Below are 21,464 nucleotides of genomic sequence, written 5' to 3'. Positions count from 1 at the left end.
AATACTGTCAAGGTTGACAGGAGGCTTTGCAAAAAACCGGACTCACACGCGCAACAAACTCATCGGCGGAACCCGTTGGAAGAACGAAACCAGGCTTGATGCCAAGATGAAATAGAATGCCCGCGTGAACACGGGCATTCTTGTAACGTTACGGGATTTCCTCGACCAGAAGATTGTCCAGATCCGTGTCATTACCTTCTATCCCTCGATTCTGGTGACTGTAAATTGCCAGCGTCACAGGTAACGAGGTGACCACGAAATCAAAAAAGAGCGTTTTCCAGTTCACAAGATCCGCAAGTTGCTCAGGGGCGGTCTGGTCCACATCGTTCAGGCGTAATGACAGTATGGGGAGCGGATCATAGATGCTGCCTCTGCGCACAGCAATGCTGAATCGATACTTATGATTAATCTCAAGTTCATGAAATGACCGCCATAAAACGATTCCAATGCCCGACGTCGACCACGTCATGTTTTTCAATATAAACCCGGTCCCCTGAAATAAATAGCTGAGATCCGTTGGGTCAGCCGCCCCAGGGCCTCTTACCCACTTGCCTAACGTCTGGTCATCAAAGGTTGTCTCGTCCCGGTAAGGCTTGCGAAGCGTACAGGTCTGCTCCGGATAAACAATCAACTCATTATCACAACTATTGCTGCACGTGCTGACTTTGAAGGTAATCGTCAGAAGGGTTTTGTCGGGAAACTCAAGCAGCTTTGCTCTTGGGATAGCGCGTGTCAGACCATTTTTTTCATCGTCGGACGTAATCAAGTCACCGTTCATCAATGGGAGCGTAACGAGAACGCCATCCTTGCCCATTCCAGAGACGGTCAACCACGCCCTTTCGCCTGCCCGCAGAAGCCCGCCTTTTTCCACAAAGACATGGGCGTCACCTGAAAAGTAAAGCAGTACCAGCTCATTTTTATTATTTTCCTCAAGCACTTTAGGCGCAATTAATAAGCCCAAGTCAATGCCGTAGCGCTGATTCGACGTCACCTCGCACGTGTGCACCACGTTTGAAGTGCGCTTGACCGTGATCGTTCTGGACTCTCCCGGGACAAACGTTTGCTCACGACAGTCGTGGCATGAACAGGGAGCCGACGCCCCTGCACAGTTGTTACATGGGGATAATTCGTGAGTCACGATGAAGCCTCCTGCGCCGTGCTGAATGACGATCAGTAATGACCGAAATACACGGGTTATCTAACGCCTGAACGACAGCGTTGAATACTGTCAAGGTTGACAGGAGGCATTGCAAAAAACCGGGCCCAAGTAAGCGGCGCCTGGACTGGCGCTATCGCGGGCAAGCCCGCTCCCACACTTGAACGTACTCACAGTTCAACATGTGGGAGCGGGCTTGCCCGCGATGAGGCCCTGACAGGCAAAGCAGATTAAAGCCCCTCCAGCTCCGCCATCAGGTCACTCAACCGATCCACTTTTTCGGCACTGATTTCATTCACTGCCAACCCATCGATGTACTCGGCCAATTGCGCCACCGTGCTGCACTCAAACATGGCCCGCAGCGGCACATCCCGTTGCAGGGTTTTCTGCACGCGGGAAGCGATCTGCGTAGCCAGCAACGAATGCCCGCCCAACTCGAAGAAGTTGTCCTGCACCCCGACCCTTTCGACTTTCAACACTTCGGCCCAGATCGCAGCCAATGTGCCTTCCAGTTCATTGCGCGGTGCCAGGTAGTCCTGGCTGTGCAACTGGCCGATTTCCAGCGCGGGCAAGGCCTTGCGGTCGAGCTTGCCATTGGCATTCAACGGCAGGCGGTCAAGCCACAGCCAGTGCAGCGGCACCATGTATTCCGGCAGTTCCGCACGCAGGCGCTGCTTGATGCGGTCCAGGCGCTCGCTCGGGTTCAGCGCCGTATCAGCGGCGACCAGGTAACCCACCAGATGCTTGCCGTTGATGCCTTCCTGCACGCCAACCGCCGCGTCACGCACCTCGGGCTGCTCGTGCAGGCGCGCCTCGATTTCACCCAGTTCGATGCGGTAGCCGCGAATCTTCACTTGATGGTCGATACGCCCCACATATTCCAGCACGCCATCGCTGCGCCGGCGCGCCAGGTCGCCGGTGCGGTACAGACGCTCGCCCGGTGCACCGAACGGATCGGGCACAAACACGCAAGCCGTGCGCAGCGGATCACTGACATAACCTCGCCCAACCCCCGTCCCGGCCACGCACAGCTCGCCGACAGCACCTTGCGGCACCAGCTCCAGCGCGCCGTCCAGCAGGTACAGGCGGTTGTTGTCGGTCGGCGTACCAATCGGCAGGTAAGTACCACGGGTCGACGCCACATCCACGCGGAAGAACGCCACGTCATCCGAGCACTCCGCCGGGCCATAGGCGTTGACCAGGCCAATCTGCGGATACCGCAGCAACCACTGGTGCGCCAGTTCCGGCGGCATCGCCTCGCCGGTCGGCAGCATCCAGCGCAGGCCCTCCAGGCTGATACGCTCCTGGGCGAGCATGCCCTGGATCAGCGACGGTACGCTTTCCAGCAGGGTGATGCCCTGGGCCTGCACATGCGCCAGCAAGCCCTGCGGATCGTGGGCGATGGTGTTCGGCACAATGTCCACCCGCGCGCCAAACAGCGGCGCGGCGAGGAACTGCCACACCGAGATATCGAAACTTTGCGACGCGGTTTGCGCGATCACATCCGCAGCACTCAAGTCCAGGTACGGCACCTTGCTCAACTGGTTATTGAGCATGCCGCGCTGCTCCACCATCACGCCCTTGGGCAAGCCGGTGGAGCCCGAGGTATAGATCACATAGGCGAGGTTATCCGGGGCGCTGTAGATGCCCGGGTTTTCATCCGCAGGTGCCAGCGTGTCCCACACCAACAACTTGGGCCGAGCCGAACAGGCAAACGCTTCGAGCAGTTCCACTGCCTGTTCGCGACAGGCCTCAGTGCACACCAGCAACGGCGTGCGGCTCAGGTCAATGATGCGGCTCAGGCGCTGGCCTGGCAGGCCCGGGTCCAGCGGCAGGTAACCGGCACCGGCCTTGAAGCTGCCGATGATCATGCCCAGCAGGTCGAGGCTGCGCTCAGCCAGCAAGGCCACCGGCTGATCCCGCCCGACGCCCGCCAGAACCAGCGCGTTACCGAGGCGGTTACTGCGCCGGTTCAGCTCGGCATAGCTCCATTGCCGGTCGAGGCAACTGGCGACGATACGCTGAGGATGCGCGGCCACCTGCTCTTCGAACAGCTCGATGTAGCTGCGTTCCAGCGGGTAGGCATGCTCGCTCTGATTGCAGCCTTCGATCAGAAACTCACGCTCCTGTTCGCCGATCAGCGGCAGGTCGGCCATGTTGCCATGGAAGCCTTGGACCAGCGCCAGCAACAGGCGCTTGAACTCACCGAGCATGCCCTGCACGGTGGTTTCGTCGAAGTAACGTTTGTCGTAAGACAGGTGCAGGCCAAGGTCATCGCCGGGGTAGCACACGGCGGTCAGCGGGAAGTTGGTGTGGGTACGGCCGGAATCCGAAGTGGCATTCAGGCTTTGCGCACGGTCCAGCACCGAGACTTCCACCGGGGCGTTTTCGAACACGAACAAGCTGTCGAACAGCGGCTGGCCCTTGGGCAGCTCGCTGTGTTCCTGGATCGTCACCAGCGGCAGGTATTCGTACTCGCGCAGCTGCATGTTGCTGTCGAGCAGGCCACTGAGCCACTGGCGCACGCTGCACGGTTGATCGTCTTGCGGCAGTTTCACCCGCAGCGCAATGCTGTTGATGAACAGCCCGACGGTGCGCTGCATCTCGGGCATTTCCACCGGGCGACCGGCCACGGTGACGCCGAACAGCACGTCACGGTCGCCACTCAGGCGGCGCAGCACCAGCGCCCACGCTGCCTGGGCGAAGGTGTTGACGGTCAGTTGATGGGCCTGGGCCAGTTCACGCAATTGCGCGCCATCGCGGGCATCGAGGCGGGTGTAGCAATCACCCACCACCATGCCGCCGCTGTGGCCCGCGTGCTCACGCAGGAAGGGGCGGTCGCTCGGGATCGGCGTGGTGCGCTCGAACCCTTGCAGGTTCTGCTGCCACCACTGGCGCGCCTCGGCGAGGTTCTGGCGTTGCAGCCAGGCGATGTAGTCGCGATAGCGCGGCGGCGTGGCCAGTTGCGCGTCGCGGCCTTCGCCAAGGGCCATGTAGAGGTCGAAGAAGTCATTCATCAGCAGCGAACGGCACCACGCATCGATGAGGATGTGGTGGTTGCTCATCATGAACCAGTAGCGCGCTTCACCCACACGGATCAGGCGCAGGTGGAACGGCGCCTGGTTGAGCAGATCGAAACCAGCTTCGCGCTCGGCCTTGAGCAAGGCTTGCAGACGCGGCTCTTGTTCAGCTTCCGGGTCGGCACTCCAGTCGAGGTATTCAATCGGCGTGCTACCCGGTTTGTGGATGACTTGCAGCATGTCTTCGCCGACGTTCCAGCAGAACGAGGCGCGCAAGGCTTCATGCCGTGCAATCACGGCCTGCCAGGCTTGGGCGAAGCGCTCAGGGTCCAGGGCGCTGTTGATGCGGTAGCGATCCTGCATGTAGTAAAGGCCGGTGCCCGGCTCCAGCAGGGTGTGCAGCAGCAGGCCTTCCTGCATCGGCGTCAGCGGGTACACGTCTTCAATGGCGCTGGCCGGCACCGGCAAGGCGTCCAGCTGCGGTTGGGTCAGGCGCGCCAGCGGGAAGTCGGACGGCGTGATGCCGCCGGCTTCGCCCGTGAGGCAATGGGCGATCAGGCTTTGCAGCTCGGCCAGATACGCCTCGGCCAGCTCGCGGATGGTCTGCAGGTCATGGCGCTCGCGGCTGAAGGTCCAGCGCAGCACCAGCTCACCGCCGTACACCTGGCTGTCGACACTCAGCACGTTAGGCAGCGGCGCGTCGGGGTCGTGGGCCAGACCGGCGGATTCATCCAGCGGATGGAACAGCGCGTCGGCGCCGAAACTCTGGTCGAACTGGCCCAGGTAGTTGAAGGTGATTTGCGCGTGCGGCAAGGCCTGCAGGGTCTGCTGGATCAGGTCGTCCGCCAGGTAGCGCAGCACGCCATAACCCAGGCCCTTGTGCGGCACACCACGCAATTGTTCCTTGATCGCCTTGATCGAAGCGCCCGGCTCCGCCTGCGGCGTCAAACGCAGTGGATAAGCACTGGTAAACCAGCCGACACTGCGCGTCAGGTCGATTTCATCGAACAGGGTTTCGCGGCCATGGCCTTCCAACTGGATCAGCGTCGATTCGTGACCGCTCCAGCGGCATAACACCCGAGCCAGGGCCGTCAGCAACACGTCGTTGACCTGAGTGCGGTAAGCACTCGGCGCCTGTTGCAGCAACTGGCGGGTGTGTTCGGCATCCAGACGCACGCTGACAGTGTCGGCATCGCGGTTGCGCAGTGAACCTTGCGGGCGGTCCACCGGCAATTCCACGGCCGGGCCAGCCAGTTGATCCTGCCAGACACTCAACTCTTCACGCAGCGACTCGCTGCCCGCATACGCTTGCAAGCGCGCGGCCCAGTCACGCAGGGCGCTGGTCTTGGCCGGCAGGCTGACGGATTCGCCCTCAGTGAGTTGGCGGTAGACGTTTTGCAGGTCTTCGAGCAACACGCGCCACGACACGCCGTCGACCACCAGGTGGTGGATCGCAATCAGCAAGCGTTGCTGGCCTTCGGGGCCGTCCACCAGCAGCGCGCGCAGCAGCGGGCCATGGGCAAGGTCAAGGCTGCGTTGGGTGTCGGTAAACAGCGCCGTGCATTGGTCCATATCGCGCACCTGCGCCTGCATCAGCACGCCGCCCTGGGGCACGGCCAAGTGTTCGGCATGCCACTGGGCATCGCGCGGGGTGAAGCTCAGGCGCAAGGCGTCGTGATGTTCCAGCACCGCCAGCAGCGCCTGTTCCAGGCGATGGGGATCGAGCAATTGCAGTGGCTTGAGCAGCAGCGCCTGGTTCCAGTGCTGACGGTTGGGAATGTCGGTATCGAAGAACCAATGCTGGATCGGCGTTAGGCCTGAAGGGCCGGTCAACACACCTTGCTCGGCCGTGACCTGCTCGGAACGCGTGGCGACAGCGGCCAGCGTTTGCACGGTCTGGTGCTGGAACAGGTCACGCGGGCTGAAGTGAATCCCGGCCTGCCGCGCGCGGCTGACCACCTGAATCGACAGGATCGAATCGCCGCCCAGCTCGAAGAAGTTATCGTCCAGGCCAACGCGCTGCACGTTCAGCACCGCGCACCAGATCGCCGCGAGGGTTTGCTCCAGCTCGCTGCGCGGCGCCACGTACTGCTGGCGGTTGGCGTCCGGATCCGGCTGCGGCAACGCGCGGCGGTCAAGCTTGCCGTTGGCGGTCAGCGGCATGCTGGCCAGCACGATCAGGTGCGCGGGCACCATGTAGTCGGGCAGTTGCGCCTTCAGATGAGCCTTGAGGGACTCGCGCAAGGCGCTGTGGTCGACGTCGCTGACCAGGTAAGCCACCAACTGTTTGCCACTGGGCGAATCGAGCGCCAGCACCACCGCCTCACGCACGGCTTCATGTTCGAGCAGTCGGGTTTCGATCTCGCCCAGCTCGATGCGGAAACCACGGATTTTCACCTGATGGTCGATCCGCCCCAAATACTCCACCAACCCGTCAGCGCGTTGGCGCACCAGATCGCCGGTGCGGTACAAACGCCCACCCTTGGCAGCAAACGGATCGGCGACAAACCGCTCCGCCGTCATCCCTGGACGTTCGTGATACCCCTGGGCCAGGCCGGCCCCGCCTACATACAACTCACCCGTTGCACCTTGCGGCACCAGCGCCAGATCGGCGTCGAGAATGTAGGCCACACGGTCACCGATGATGCTGCCGATCGGCACGCTGCCTGCGCCCTCTTCCAGCTGTTCGGGCGCGAGACTGGCGAGCGGCATCACCACCGTTTCGGTCGGCCCATAGGCGTTGAAAAACACCTCAGGCTGGAACGCCGCACGAATGCGCTGCAAGTGTTCCCCGGTCAACGCCTCGCCGCCGGTGATGCACATGCGCACCGGCAAGGTCTGCTGTTGAGTCGCCAGCCATTGCGCCAACTGGCTGCCGTAGCTCGGCGTGAAGCCCAGGACAGTGATGCGATGGGTGCGGATCAGCGCGCAGATTTCCTCGGCATCCCACTGGCCCTGGGCACGCAATACCACCTGCGCACCGCTGAGCAACGGCACCAGCAAACGCTCGGTGGCCGCGTCGAAGTTGATCGAATAGAAATGCAGCTCACAGTCGTCCGGGCGCATGCCGAAACGCTCGATCACCGCCGCGCAATGCATGGCAATTTCACCATGGGACACCACCACGCCTTTCGGTTTGCCGGTGGAGCCGGAGGTGTAAATCAGGTAGGCCTGGTGTTGCGGCAAGCTGATAAACGGGAGCGCGTCGGCCGGGTAATTGCCCAGCACCGGCAAGTCGTCCTCCAGGCACCAGCAAGCGACCGTCGCCGGCAACTCGCCAAGCGCTTCGAACATCGCCGCGTCACTGAGCAGCAGGCCGATGCCGCTGTCTTCGATCATGTAATGCAGGCGGTCCAGCGGGTATTCCGGGTCCAGCGGCACATAAGCGCCGCCGGCCTTGAGAATCGCCAGCAGGCCGATGACCATTTCCAGGGAACGCGGCAGCGCCAGGCCGACACGCACCTGCGGCCCCACGCCGCGTTCGCGCAGCATCCAGGCCAGCCGGTTGGCGCGGGCATCCAGCTCGCAGTAGCTGAGGGTCACGTCGGCAAAGGTCAGCGCAGGCGCATCACCTCGGGCGGCGGCCTGCCGGCTGAACAGTTGCTGGAGGCACTGATCGAGACGGTGTTCACCTTTTTCGACGCCCAGACTGCCTTGCAGCGCGCGCTGTTCCTCCGCGTTCAGCAGCGGCAATTCACTCAGGCGTTGCTGCGGGTCGGCAATCAACGCCTCCAGCAGGTTGCGCCAATGCCCGGCCATGCGTGCAATGCGTGGCTCATCGAACAGGTCGGTGCTGTAGGTCAGGCAGCAGCCCAGGCGGTGGTCGAGGTCGGTGACTTCCAGGTTGAGGTCGAACTTGGTCGCGCGGGCATCATTGGCCAGGTACTCGACGGTCATGCCCGCCAGTTGGCGGCTCTGCTGGAATTCCCAACGCTGCACATTACACATCACCTGGAACAGCGGGTTGTACGCCGCGCTGCGCGGTGGTTGCAGGGCTTCCACCAGGTGGTCGAAGGGCAAGTCCTGATGGGACTGGCCTTCGATCACGGTGTGGCGCACCTGATCGAACAATTCGCCGACCTTCATCTGCCCATTGAGGCGGCAACGCAGCACTTGGGTATTGAGGAATGCACCGATCAGCCCTTCACTCTCCGGGCGGATGCGGTTGGCGACCGGGGCGCCGATGCGCAGGTCGGTCTGGCCGCTGTAACGGTAGAGCAACACGGCGAGGGTAGCGGTCATGGTCATGAATAGCGTCAGGCCGCGCTCGGCGTTGAAAGCACGCACGCGGGCCGCCAGCTCGTCGCTCAAATCGAAGCGGTACAGCTCACCCTGGTGGCTTTGCACCGGCGGGCGAGGACGGTCGCCGGGCAGCTCCAGCAGCGGATGTTCATTGCCCAGCTGCGCGGTCCAATAGTCCAGCTGGCGCTGGCGCTCACCCGCCTCGAGCCACTGGCGTTGCCACACGCTGTAGTCGAGGTACTGCACCGGCAAGGGCGCCAGCGGTGAGTCACGCTCGTCGATAAAGGCTTCGTACAGCGCGCTGAGTTCACGGGCAAAGATGTCCATGGCCCAGCCTTCGGTAACGATGTGGTGCAGGGTCAGCACCAGGTAATGCTCCTGCTCGCCGGCCTTGACCAGGCAGGCGCGCAGCAGTGGGCCGGTTTCCAGATTGAACGGGGTGTGGGCCTCCACATCCGCCAGTTGTTGCAGGCGCTGCTGGCACTCGGTTTCGTTCAGCGCAGTGAAGTCCTGCCAGTCCATGCGCAGGCCGGTTTGCGGCGAGACCTTTTGACACGCCACGCCATCGACGCTCGGGAAGGTGGTGCGCAGGGTTTCGTGGCGCATGATCAGTGCTTGCAACGCGGCCTCAAAACGCCCCACGTCCAGCACGCCACGCAGGCGCGCCATGCCGCCAACGTTGTAGGCCGGGCTGTCCGGCTCCATCTGCCAGAGGAACCACATGCGCTGCTGGGAGTAGGACAGCGGCACCGGCTGGCTGCGATCGACCTTGGCGATGGCGGTCTGTTGGTTGCGCTGGCCCGAGGCCTGGATCACCGCCACGTGTTCGGCAAAAGCGCCCAACTCGCTGGCTTCGAACAAGGTGCGCAACGGCAGCTCGACGTCGCACGCCTGGCGGGTACGGGAAATGATTTGCGTGGCCAGCAACGAATGCCCGCCGAGAGCGAAGAAGTCGTCACGCAGGCCGATACGCGGCAGGCCAAGGACCTCACGCCAGATGGCTGCAATCTGCTGCTGCAACGCGGTCTCGGGTTCGATGTGTTCACGGGTTTGCCACACCGGCTCCGGCAAGGCGCGGCGGTCGAGTTTGCCGCTGGGGCTCAGGGGCATGGCCTCCAGGCGCATCAACAGCGCGGGCACCATGTACTCGGGCAGTTCGGCGGCCAACGCGGTTTTGACGTCGTGTTCGTCCAGCTCGGCATGGGCGGTGTAGTAGCCGATCAGTTGCGCGTCGCGCACCAGCACCACCGCTTGGGCAACCCCGTCGATAGCCAACAGGCGCGCTTCGATTTCTTCGGGTTCCACCCGGAAACCCCGCAGCTTCACTTGCTGGTCGAGACGGCCGAGGTATTCAAGCACGCCGTCGGCGCTCCAGCGTGCGCGGTCGCCGGTACGGTAAAGGCGCGTGCCCTGGTCATCCGCGACAAAACGCTCGGCGGTCAACCCGGGACGGCCAAGGTAACCCCGGGCCAGGCCGATGCCGCCGATGCACAGTTCGCCCGGCACGCCCAATGGCACGGGGTTGAGCTGCTCATCCAGCACGCGGCAGATCACATTGCCCAGCGGGCGGCCAATCGGCGAACGCTCGCCATCTGCGGCTGTGCAATGCCAGTGGGTGACGTTGATCGCGGTTTCGGTCGGGCCATAACGGTTGTGCAACTGCACCGCCGGCAATTGCGCCAACACGCGATTGCGCAACTCGGCGGGCAAGGCCTCGCCGCCAGAAAACAGGCGACGCAGGCTGGTGCATTCGGCCACCAAGGGCTCGTCGATAAACAGCTGCAACAGCGGCGGCACGAAGTGCAGCGTGGTCACGCCGTGCTCCTGTACCAGCTGCGCAATGCGGTGCGGGTCGCGATGCTCGCCCGGGCCGGCCAGCACCAGGCGGCAACCGGTGATCAGCGGCCAGAAGCATTCCCATACCGACACGTCAAAACTGATCGGCGCCTTTTGCATCAGCACGTCGCTGGCGTTCAGTTGGTAAGTGGCCTGCATCCATTGCAGGCGCTCGGCCAGGGCCGCGTGGGTGTTGCCCACGCCTTTGGGCTGGCCGGTGGAGCCGGAGGTATAGATCACGTAGGCGAGATTGTCGCCGTGCAAGTGCAGGCCCGGCGCCTGGGTGGGCCAGTTGTCCAGGTGCAGGCTGTCCATGGCGATCACGCACACCCCCTCGGCCGTCGGCAGTTGCTCCAGCAATGCGGTCTGGGTCAGCAGCAAGTGCACGCCGCTGTCCTCGAGCATGTAGGCCAGGCGCTCGGCGGGATAGTCCGGGTCCAGCGGCACGTAGGCGCCACCGGCCTTGATGATCGCCAGCAGGCCGATCAGCAGTTGCGGCGAGCGCTCGGCAGCGATAGCCACGCACACGTCCGGGCCCACGCCCTTGTCGCGCAGGTAGTGGGCCAGGCGGTTGGCCTGGGTGTGCAGCTGGGCGAAGGTCAGGCTGGCGCCTTGCCAGACCAGCGCGGTGTCGTCAGAGGTGTTGCGGTTGAGCAATTCCGGCAGCCATTGCTGTGCCGGTGTGCACGGCGCTTCGCTCCACGGTTGCTGCTCGTTTTGCTGCATCAGCTTAAGGTCGCCGATGGCTTGGTGCGGCTGCTCGGTGACCGCGTTCAGCAGGTTGATGAAGTGCTCGGCCAGGCGCTGGATGGTCGCGGCTTCGAACAGTTCATCGGCGTAGTCGAACGCCAGGCTCAGGCGCCCGTTGCGGTCTTCTTCCGTGTGCAATTGCAGGTCGAACTTGGCTTCGCGGCTGTGCCACGGCAATTCGTCGGCGAGCATTCCGGGCAGGCGGCGCAAGGCGCTCAGGTCACGCTGCTGGTGGTTGAACATGACCTGGAACAGGCCCTGTTCGCGGGCTTGCGGGAAAGCTTCGAGCAGTTGTTCGAACGGCAGGTCCTGGTGGGCCTGGGCGCCGATGACCGTCTCGCGGGTTGCCGCCAGCAGTTCATTGAATGGCAACCGCGCGTCCAGCTCGGCGCGCAGCACCAGCGTGTTGATAAAGAAGCCGATCAGGCCTTGGGTTTCCTGGCGTGGGCGGTTGGCATTCGGCACGCCGATGCGGATGTCGCGCTGGCCGCTGTAGCGATGGAGCAGGCTCTGGAACGCCGCCAACAACAGCATGAACGGCGTGGATTCGTTGGCCTGGGCGGTCTGACGGATCGCTGCGCTGAGGCGGGTGTTCAAACGCACGCTATGGCGCGAAGCACTGTGAAGGTGCTGCGCCGAACGCGGGTGATCAGTGGCCAGGCTGAGGCTCGGGTGTTCCTCGCCCAACTGTGCCTTCCAATACGCCAGCTGGCGCTGCCCTTCTCCCTCCGCCAGCCATTGGCGCTGCCAACTGCCGTAGTCGGCGTATTGCAGGGCCAACGGCGGCAGTTCCAGGGTTTGGCCCTGGGTCGCGGCGGCATACAGGCGCGAGAATTCGTCGATCAGAATATTCAGCGACCAACCGTCGGCGATGATGTGATGCAGGGTCACCAGCAACTGGTGATCTTCATCGTCCAGGCGAACGAGCGTTACCCACAGCAGCGGGCCTTTTTCCAGGTCGAACTGGGTGCGTGCTTCGTCTTCGCGGATCTGTTGCGCGCGGGCTTCACGCTCCGCAGCGGGCAGGTCGCTGAGGTCGATGACTTGCAGGTCGAATGCAGCTTTTGCATCTATACGCTGGAAGGCCTGGCCGTCACGTTCGTAGAAACGCGTGCGCAGGGCCTCATGGCGCTGGACCAGGTGCTGGAAGCTGGCACGCACGGCGTCTTCATCCAGTTCACCGCGCAGGCGCAAGCCGCCGGGAATGGTGTAGGCGCTGCTGTGCGGGTCCAGTTGCCAGGTGATCCACAGGCGGTTTTGCGCCAGGGATTGGGGCAGTTCCCCTTGCCGCGACAGGGCCTGAATCGCGCCTTGCACCACGCCACCGCCCTGCTGCAATTGCGCCACGCTGGCGGCAAACGCGCCGAGGCTTGGCGCCTCGAACAGCATGCGCAGGTTCAGTTCCAGGCCCAGGGTTTCGCGCAGGCGTGCGACCACTTGGGTGGCGGTGATGGAGTTGCCGCCGAGCAGGAAGAAATGGTCATCGGCCGCGACCGTCGCGACATTCAACTGTTCGCACCAGATCGCTGCAATCCGGCTTTGCAGTCCGGCCTCCAACGCCGCGTCCCCCGCCTGCGCGTGCAGCTCGGGGAACTGCGCGTAGCTGTCGAGGCTGCCGTCGGCATGGCGCAGGCCACACGCCGCGCGCTGCACCTTGCCGCTGGAGGTCTTCGGCAACGCGCCGGGGTTGAGCAACACCACCACGCTTGGGGCTTGCTGATACGCCTCGGCCACGGCTTGGCGGATCGCCTTGATCAACGCTTCGGGCGGCAGGATTTTCTGCACGCTGCGGCTGATTTCCGCGGCGATGCCGATGCCTTCCAGGCCCTGGTCCTGCACGGCAAACGCCGCGACCCGGCCTTTGCGCACCCCTTCCACTTCACGCTCGATGGTTTGCTCGATGTCCTGCGGGTACAGGTTGTGGCCGCGCACAATGAGCAGGTCTTTCAGGCGCCCGGTGATGTACACCTCGCCTTCGCGGATAAACCCCAGGTCGCCGGTGCGCAGCCAGGTGCGGCCCGCATGCTGCACGAAAGTCTTGGCCGTGGCTTCGGAGTTGCGCCAGTAGCCATGGGCGATGCTCGGGCCGCTGGCCCAGAGTTCACCGATGTGGTTGTCGGGCAACTCGGCGAGGGTGTGCGGGTCGGCGATCAGCACCGCGTGTTCCGGCTGGCTGGTGCCGCAACTCATGATCGCGCTGCCCTGCCCCGGCTCGGCACGGTTGGCGGCCAGGGCGTGCTCGTCCACGCGCAACGCCGGGATACCGTTGCCACGGGTGCCTCCGGCGACAAACAACGTCGCCTCGGCCAGCCCGTAAGAGGCGAAGAAGTTGTTCGCGGTGAAACCACAGACGGCGAACTTCTCGGCAAAGCGCTCCAGAGTATCGAGGCGGATCGGCTCGGAGCCCGAATAGGCCACGCGCCACTTGCTCAAATCCAAGCGCTCCAGTGCGGTTTCACTGACCCGCTCGCTGCACAGCCGGTAGGCGAAATCGGGGCCACCGCTGATGGTGCCGCCGTATTCGCTGATCGCTTCCAGCCAGCGCAACGGTCGGCCGAGGAAGTAAGCCGGCGACATCAAGACGCAGGGTACGCCGCTGAAAATCGGTTGCAGCAAGCCGCCGATCAAGCCCATGTCGTGGTAGAGCGGCAACCAGCTGACGATCACGTCGTCCGGGTTCAGGTCAATACCAAACCCCCGACGGATCAACACTTCGTTGGCCACCAGGTTGCCGTGGCTGACCTGCACGCCCTTGGGCAATGCGGTGGAACCGGAGGTGTATTGCAGGAAGGCGATGTCGTCGGGGTGCAGCTCAGGAGCGACCCAGTTGCCCGCAATTGCGGCGACCAGTGTGTCAACGCTCAGCACCGGCGGCGCGTTGTCGATCTGCGCCAGGCCATCGCCCAGGCTGGCAATAGTCAGCAGCAGGCGCGGCTCAGCGTCGGCAATAATCGACAGCAAACGCTCCTGATGATGACGGCGAGTGGACTCCGGCGGATAGGCCGGCACCGCGATCACCCCGGCGTACAGGCAACCAAAAAACGCCGCGACGTAATCCGGGCCACTGGGGAACAACAGCACCGCACGGTCGCCCGGCTCAGCATTGGCCTGCAACGCGGCGGCGATGGTGCGGGCGCGCTGATCCAGCTCGCGGTAACTGAGCACAACGCTGTGCTCCGCGGACTCGGCGAGGAAGCGCAAGGCGACCTGGTCCGGGGTTTGCTCGGCACGGCGTTGAAGGGACTGGACCAGAGTGCGGGGAAGTTCGAAGGCGTCCATCATGGGGTTCCTGCCTGAAATCGGCTTACGGTAAGTCGGGAATTAGAGAACGTTCAGCCGGCGGCCAGCTGCCGCGCCGCGCCAGTGCGCCAGCGGGTCAGGTGCTCATCGGCATAGCGCCGCAGGCAGCGCAGCACAGCGCTTTCGTGCTGCACGAGGAAGAAGTGGTGGCCGTCAAACATGTCCAGTGAGAAGCCGCTGGCGGCGTCGGCCTGCCAGTCGAGCAACTGGTCGGCGCGCACGCTGTCTTGCTTGCCGCCGAACACGTGGATCGGCACGTGCAAGGGCTCACGCGCGCCGTAGGTGAAACTGCCGCACAACAGAAAATCGGCACGCAGGATCGGCAGCATCAACTGCATCAGCTCGGGGTTGGCCAGGGCATCTTCGGCTGTACCTTTGAGCTCACGCAGGCGGGCGATCAGTTGCTCGTCTGTCTTCTCGATGGCGTATTCGCTGACGTCACGGCGCGCCGGGCCGGCGGTACCGGAGGCGAACAAGGCCAGTGGCGCGGGCACGCCACGTTCGCGCAAGGCATGCACCAACTCGAAGGCCAACAGGCCACCGAGGCTGTGGCCGAATACGGCATACGGCCCGTTCAAGTCGTGGCTGATTTCAGTGGCCAACTGCGCGGCCAAGGCCTTGATGTTGCGCTGCAAGGGCTCATCCATACGCATGCCGCGCCCGGGCAATTCCAGTGGGCACACGTGCAACCAGTCAGGCAAAACCCGGCGCCAGCGCGCATACACCATGGCGCTGGCGCCTGAGTAGGGCAGGCAAAACAGACGTAACCGAGCCGGCGCACTCATGGTGTGAGGGCTCCAGACTGAAACACGCTGCGTGCACGATAAAAACCCATCTCGCCCTCCTGCGGCTGCTGATCCTTGGCCGTTTCACCAACGGACCTGTCACCCAAGAGAACGGACGGAGGCGCCAGATAATTAGTCGCAGGAGACGAGTGCGACGGACCTCACACCTAACGAGAAGGCATAAGATTAGTTCGCCTTCTCATTTGACAATCATTATCATTAAGCATAATTTGTTGCCCGATGTGTAGGAGGCTTCAGCAAGGACGCCCTCCCCCAACCTCTTTTGCAACAAGGTGATTTCCATGACGGAACAAGTATCCACAGGCAGGTGCGACTCACCGCTTCTCCAGGCATTCGTCGACAACCGGCTGATCCTGGTGAAGATCGCGGCACGCATCACGGGCTGCCGCTCTCGCGCGGAAGACGTAGTGCAGGACGCCTACTTCCGGTTGCAGTCAGCACCGACGATCACCTCATCGTTCAAGGCCCAGCTCAGCTATCTGTTCCAGATCGTGCGCAACCTGGCCATCGATCACTATCGCAAGCAGGCCCTGGAGCTCAAGTACTCCGGGACAGAAGAGGAAGGCTTGAATGTGGTCATTCACGGCGCTTCACCGGAAACCTCTCACATCAACTTCAACACCCTGGAAAACATCGCCGACGCCTTGACGGAGCTGCCCCAGCGCACCCGCTACGCCTTCGAGATGTACCGCCTGCACGGCGTACCGCAAAAGGACATCGCCAAGGAGCTCGGCGTGTCGCCGACCCTGGTGAACTTCATGATTCGGGATGCACTGGTGCATTGCCGCAAGGTGTCGGGCAGCCACAGCGATACGTTTGCGCGGCGGGTTTGATCCACTAGAGCTGGCTTTGTGTGGGAGCTGGCTTGCCTGCGATAGCATCAACCTGGTTTAACTGAAAGACCGAGGTGTTTGCATCGCAGGCAAGCCAGCTCCCACATAAAGCCAGGCCGACTCAGTTCAACCCACACCGCTCAAAAAACCGCTCCCGCCCCAGAATCATCAGCGCCGCGCGCTTGTGCGGGAAATCGAATTCCTTGTCGCAGTGAAAGCATTGGTTGTGCATGTGGCCGATCATCTTCGCGTTGTCGGCACGCGGCTCTGCTACCACGCGCTGGGTACGCGGGTCGTCGAGAAACAGGTAGTGCACCAGCGCCGATAACCAACTGGCGACCTTGTGCGGCCCGCGGTGATGCTCCTCCCCCACCAGCATGTGAATGCCGCGGTCGTAATCACCGGCGTCGTAGAACGGTGCGATCCGGTCTTCCTTGGCCCAATAGGCTTCGAAGTAGGCAAACGGCTCGTCGTCGAAACAGCCGATCAGCGTCAGGGTATGCGGGTCGGCGTCGAGCTTGTCGAGGTATTCGCGGTGTTGTTCCAGGCTGCCGGTTTCCTGCCAGAAATTCGCCACACGGGTGCTGTTCTGCCAACGGTTGAAGCGGGCCAGGTCCACGTCGATTTCGACGGTGCGCAACGAAATCCAGGCGCCGAGCCGCGCGTCGAAACGGCGATAAACCTCGCCACGCGGCTTGGGCGCCCGGGCCGGATGGCGCTTGCCGGCGCTGATGAGCATCTGCTGCGGGTAGCTGCCGCTGAAGGGGTGGCCAAGCCAGGGCTGGGGCAACTGCCAGAACAGCGTGCGCTCGCAGCTAAACTGCCCCGCCACTTCGGTTGCCACCAGCAGCCCGCTGCGCAGCGCCTCTTCAGGCACGTGCTCCAAATGCCAGACCACACGCTGGCGCGCGGGCTCCTTGACCAACAACCAGTAACAGGCGCTCCACAAGGCGTGGGGGTTGGCAACGCTGTTGGCCTCCTGCAAATGCACGTGCAATTCATCGCCGCGCTCGAGGCGCAGGCGAATCAGTGGCTGGCCTTCCAGGGTCAGGCTCAGGCGGCTGTCGGTTTCATCGGCATTCAGGGCGGGCCCGGCCGGCAATGGCAGGGCAGATAAGTCATTCATGGTGGCGGCTCACGGTATTCGTCTGCAGATAGAAGAAGTGACGTGAGCAACGCCGAAAAATTTAGCCGGTCAAGGCGTTGTGGAAACCGCCGTGACATCAATACGGTAGGGTTCGAAGATTTTCAGCATCTGGCCGCTGTCCCGCAGGCCCTTGAGCAACCCGGCAAACGCCGCGCCACTGATCGGCGCCTTTGGCCGCAACAGCGCGTAATGGTGATAGATCTGGTCGATGCGCTCCGACACCAAGAAGTTGCCGGCCATGTCCGCGTTGCGCACCATGAAGTCGCTCAAGTACGAGCGGGTCACCAGGGCGATATCAGCCCGCCCGCGGGCCACCATCAACAGGTTGCTGTCATGGGAATAGGTCAACGTGGCGTTGAAATGTTCGGCCATGTTCTTCGGGTCGGGGTTGAAGTTGGCAAAGGCATAGTGGTAGCCGCTGAACACCGCCAGGCGCTTGCCGGTGAGGTCGGCGAAGTAGCGCTGGTCGCGACCTGGCTGACGTTGGGCGACGAAGATTTCGGCGTCCTCCAGGCCCATATCCACACTGGTGTGGGGAATGCCTTGCCAGCCCCAGTTGGGGTTTTCGAAGATCGCCATGTCGACCCGGCCCTGCTCGAAATCCCGAAAACGGCGCGGGATAGAGGTGGGCACCAGCACAAACTGGTAGTCGGTTTGCGCAGCGTTCAGGGCTTCGACCAGTTGCGGCAGCAAGCCCGTATCGGCGCCTTGTTCGGGGCGGACGGTATAGGGCGGGAAGTGCGCGGCGCCGATCCTCACCAGTTGCGCAGCCGAAGCCGGCAACCCGTAGGCGGTGCCCAGTGCCCATAAAGTCAGTCCTGCAGCCAGCCGCCATGGCAATAACATCAAGGCACACACCGTTAAACACTCTGATGGCGATAAGCTAGGCGTTTTTGTCAGTCGAGACAACTTTTGCCATCAAATGAGTGGCTTAGTCGGCCTCAAGCACCAACAGCAGGGCTTCTTCGGCCAGTTGCTCCAGGGTCAAGCTGCCTTCGGCGCGAAACCAGGTGGTGGTCCAGGACAAGGCGCCGGTCAGGAAGCGACGCGTGATAAACACATCGCCGCGGATGTAGCCGGCGGCCTTGGCTTCGCCCAGCACCTGCAACCAGATCTGCTCATACAGGTCACGCAGCGCCAGCACTTGGGCCTGGCCCTCGGCCGACAACGAGCGCCATTCGTACACCAACACCGCCATCGCCTCACCGCTGCCACCCATGATCGACTGCAATTCGCAGCGAATCAGCGCGAGCACGCGCTCGCGCACGTCTGTCGCTTCCTCCAGCGAAGCACACATCATCGCGGTGTTGTAATGGATGGTTTCTTCCATCACCGCACGCAGGATCTCGTCCTTGCTCTTGAAGTGATGAAAGATGCTGCCGGACTGAATGCCCACCGCGCTCGCCAGGTCACGCACCGTGGTGCGCTCGAACCCCTTGTTGCGAAACAGGTGAGCTGCGGTTTGCAGCAACTTGCCCCGGGCACTGTCGGGGTCGGTCAATTGGCCGCCGTCGACCATGGTGCGCATCACCCGCAGGGCTTTTTGCTCATCCATGCCACTCTCCTTCACTTGTGCAGACGTCTTGGGCGGCAATTTAGGCCGTGGCCGTCAACCAAGCAAGCGCTTGGGCAAAACTTGTTTCGAACGTTTACAAACCAAGCGCTTGCTTGGTAGTCTCGACGCCAGCCATTCGGGGTAAGGATTTCTCATGAACAAGACGGTTCGTATCGGCTGTGCCAGCGCCTTCTGGGGTGACACCTGCACCGCCGCCGCCCAACTGGTGCAAGGCGGCGCGCTGGATTACCTGGTGTTCGACTATTTGGCTGAAGTCACGATGTCGATCCTCGCCGGTGCGCGTATGAAAGACCCCCAAGCGGGTTACGCCACGGATTTCGTCGACGTGCTGGCGCCGCTGCTGGCAGATATCCAACGCCAAGGCATTCGGGTGATCAGCAACGCGGGCGGCATCAACCCCCAAGCCTGCGCCGCCGCCCTGCAAGCGGCCTGCGCCAAGGCCGGGGTTGCGCTGAAAATCGCCGTGCTGCTCGGCGATGACCTGCACCCCCAACTCACACACCTGCACGGCATTACCGACCTGTACAACGGCGCGCCATTGCCGCCGGTTTGTGTGTCCGCCAACGCCTACCTCGGCGCCCCCGGGATTACCGCCGCGCTCAAGCTGGGCGCGGATATCGTGATTACCGGCCGGGTGGTCGACAGCGCCGTGGTCAGTGCCGCGCTGGTGCATGAGTTCAACTGGTCCTGGCACCATTACGACCGCCTCGCCCAGGCAGCACTGGCCGGGCACATCATCGAGTGCGGCGCGCAGTGCACCGGTGGCAACTTCACCGATTGGCGCGACGTGCCGGACTACGAGCACATCGGTTTTCCCATCGTCGAGGTCAGCGCCGACGGCCAGTTCACCGTCAACAAGGTCGACGGCACTGGCGGGCTGATCAGCGAGCTGAGCGTCGCCGAGCAATTGCTGTATGAAATCGGCGACCCCCGCGCCTACCTGCTGCCGGATGTGATCTGCGATTTCAGCCAGGTCAAATTGCAGCAACAGGGTAAAAATACGGTGCGCCTGCAGGGCGCGAAGGGCTCACCGCCCACCGATCAATACAAGGTCAGCGCCACTTATCCGGACGGTTTTCGCTGCACCGCCAGTTGCCTGATCGCCGGGATCGACGCGGTCGACAAAGCCCGGCGCGTCAGCCAGGCGATCATCAACAAGACCGCCGAACTGTTCCGCCAACGCGGCTGGGCACCCTACACCGAAGTGAACATCGAACTGCTCGGCAGCGAAGCCACCTACGGCGCCCACGCCCGGCGCCAGGACTGCCGCGAAGTGGTGGTGAAGCTGGCGGTGCGTCACCCGAGCAAACCAGCCTTGGTGCTGTTCGCCCGTGAAATTGCTCAGGCGGCAACCGGCATGGCGCCGGGGCTGACCGGCATCGTCGGCGGGCGGCCCACGGTGTATCCGTTGATTCGATTGTTTTCGTTCCTGATCGATAAGTCGGCCTGTGAGCTGGTGATCGACCTTCAGGGCGCGCGCCACGTTACCGAGTTGCCCGGCTCTGCGCCCTGTGTCACCCCGACCGCACCTGTGCAGCCACCCAAACCCCAGGGCCGCGCCGACGCCAGCGTGCCGCTGGTGAAACTCGCCGTGGCGCGCTCCGGCGACAAAGGCAACCACAGCAATATCGGCGTGATCGCCCGTCACCCCGACTACCTGCCGTGGATCGCCGAAGCCTTGACGCCTGAAGTCATCGTCGACTGGATGAGCCACGTGCTCGACCCCCAGCTCGGCCGCGTCGAACGCTGGTACCTGCCCGGCAGCCACAGCCTGAATTTCCTGCTGGAAAACGCCCTGGGCGGCGGCGGCATCGCCAGCCTGCGCATCGACCCGCAAGGCAAGGCCTTCGCCCAGCAACTGCTGGAAATCCCCATCGCCGTGCCGCAGCACATTGCCGATCAACTCACTTAAAGGAGCGTTGCCGTGGCCTTCGACTCGATCTTCAAAGCCGACCTGTTCCAGGGGCAGACCGTGATAGTCACCGGCGGCGGCAGCGGTATTGGCCGGTGCACCGCCCATGAGCTGGCGGCCCTTGGCGCCCGTGTGATTCTGGTGGGGCGCAAGCCGGAGAAACTGCAGAAGGTGGCGGCGGAAATTGCTGAAGATGGCGGCAGCGCCCACTGGCTGGCCTGCGATATTCGCGATGAAGAAGCGGTGAAAGCGCTCGTCACGCAGATCATTCAGGCACACGGGCCGATCCATGGGCTGGTGAACAACGCCGGCGGCCAATACCCGTCGCCCCTGGCATCGATCAACCAAAAAGGCTTTGAAACCGTGCTGCGCACCAACCTGGTCGGCGGTTTTCTGATGGCGCGGGAAGTGTTCAACCAGTCCATGAGCAAGCACGGTGGCGCCATCGTCAACATGCTCGCCGACATGTGGGGCGGCATGCCCGGCATGGGCCACTCGGGCGCAGCGCGTTCGGGCATGGACAACTTCACCAAGACGGCCGCGTTTGAGTGGGGCTACGCCGGGGTGCGCGTCAACGCCGTAGCGCCGGGCTGGATCGCCTCCAGCGGCATGGACACCTACGAAGGTGCGTTCAAGGCGGTGATCCCGACCTTGCGTGAGCACGTGCCGCTCAAGCGCATCGGCACCGAATCGGAAGTCAGCGCGGCCATCGTGTTTCTGTTGAGCCCCGCTGCCGCCTTCGTCAGTGGCAGCACGTTGCGCATCGATGGCGCCGCCAGCCTGGGCAGCCGCGCATGGCCATTGCACAAGGCACAATCGCCGAGTGAGCCGTTCAATGGCTTTCACCGCGCATATTTGCCTGATGTGCTCAAGGCGGAGCAATAAC

9 protein-coding genes are annotated in these 21,464 nt (G+C 63.0%); 3 read left to right on the top strand and 6 right to left on the bottom strand.

From position 1 onward, the window contains the following. Nucleotides 1-148 precede the first annotated feature (148 nt). The 3 genes from AB4P94_RS15495 to AB4P94_RS15485 form a co-directional block, all read right to left on the bottom strand. Complete coding sequence (locus AB4P94_RS15495; RefSeq protein WP_395611255.1) at nucleotides 149-1,138, bottom strand: hypothetical protein; 990 nt, start codon at nucleotides 1,136-1,138, stop codon at nucleotides 149-151. A gap of 248 nt (nucleotides 1,139-1,386) precedes the next feature. Continuing rightward, on the bottom strand, nucleotides 1,387-14,286 hold the full coding sequence (locus AB4P94_RS15490) for a non-ribosomal peptide synthetase (RefSeq protein ID WP_395611254.1): 12,900 nt from the start codon (nucleotides 14,284-14,286) through the stop codon (nucleotides 1,387-1,389). Between the two features lie 50 nt (nucleotides 14,287-14,336). Beyond that, nucleotides 14,337-15,089, bottom strand: coding sequence for a thioesterase II family protein (locus tag AB4P94_RS15485; protein ID WP_395611253.1), 753 nt, complete (start codon nucleotides 15,087-15,089; stop codon nucleotides 14,337-14,339). A gap of 302 nt (nucleotides 15,090-15,391) precedes the next feature. Between AB4P94_RS15485 and AB4P94_RS15480 the strand changes: the two genes are divergently transcribed. Beyond that, nucleotides 15,392-15,943, top strand: coding sequence for an RNA polymerase factor sigma-70 (locus AB4P94_RS15480; protein WP_005789991.1), 552 nt, complete (start codon nucleotides 15,392-15,394; stop codon nucleotides 15,941-15,943). A gap of 121 nt (nucleotides 15,944-16,064) precedes the next feature. Here the strand turns inward: AB4P94_RS15480 and AB4P94_RS15475 are convergent, their stop codons facing one another. The 3 genes from AB4P94_RS15475 to AB4P94_RS15465 all read right to left on the bottom strand — a co-directional run bounded on the left by AB4P94_RS15475 (nucleotide 16,065) and on the right by AB4P94_RS15465 (nucleotide 18,645). Next, nucleotides 16,065-17,069, bottom strand: a complete 1,005-nt coding sequence (locus tag AB4P94_RS15475; protein WP_395611252.1) for a GNAT family N-acetyltransferase — start codon at nucleotides 17,067-17,069, stop codon at nucleotides 16,065-16,067. Nucleotides 17,070-17,138: 69 nt separating this feature from the next. After that, nucleotides 17,139-17,936 carry a substrate-binding periplasmic protein gene (locus AB4P94_RS15470; protein WP_395611251.1) on the bottom strand — a complete coding sequence of 266 codons (798 nt, stop codon included), beginning with the start codon at nucleotides 17,934-17,936 and terminating at the stop codon, nucleotides 17,139-17,141. Between the two features lie 85 nt (nucleotides 17,937-18,021). Next, complete coding sequence (locus AB4P94_RS15465) at nucleotides 18,022-18,645, bottom strand: TetR/AcrR family transcriptional regulator (protein WP_395611250.1); 624 nt, start codon at nucleotides 18,643-18,645, stop codon at nucleotides 18,022-18,024. 154 nt (nucleotides 18,646-18,799) lie between these two features. Between AB4P94_RS15465 and AB4P94_RS15460 the strand changes: the two genes are divergently transcribed. Next, complete coding sequence (locus tag AB4P94_RS15460) at nucleotides 18,800-20,578, top strand: acyclic terpene utilization AtuA family protein (protein WP_395611249.1); 1,779 nt, start codon at nucleotides 18,800-18,802, stop codon at nucleotides 20,576-20,578. A 12-nt stretch (nucleotides 20,579-20,590) separates the two neighbouring features. Further along, entirely contained in the window at nucleotides 20,591-21,463 is an 873-nt protein-coding gene (locus tag AB4P94_RS15455) for an SDR family oxidoreductase (protein WP_395611248.1), read from the top strand. Nucleotide 21,464: the final 1 nt, after the last annotated feature.

Source organism: Pseudomonas sp. B22129 (genome assembly GCF_044218875.1).
Classification (GTDB): Bacteria; Pseudomonadota; Gammaproteobacteria; order Pseudomonadales; family Pseudomonadaceae; genus Aquipseudomonas.
The sequence above is the reverse complement of the archived record's forward strand: the minus strand, read 5'-3'. Positions and strand labels throughout refer to the sequence as shown.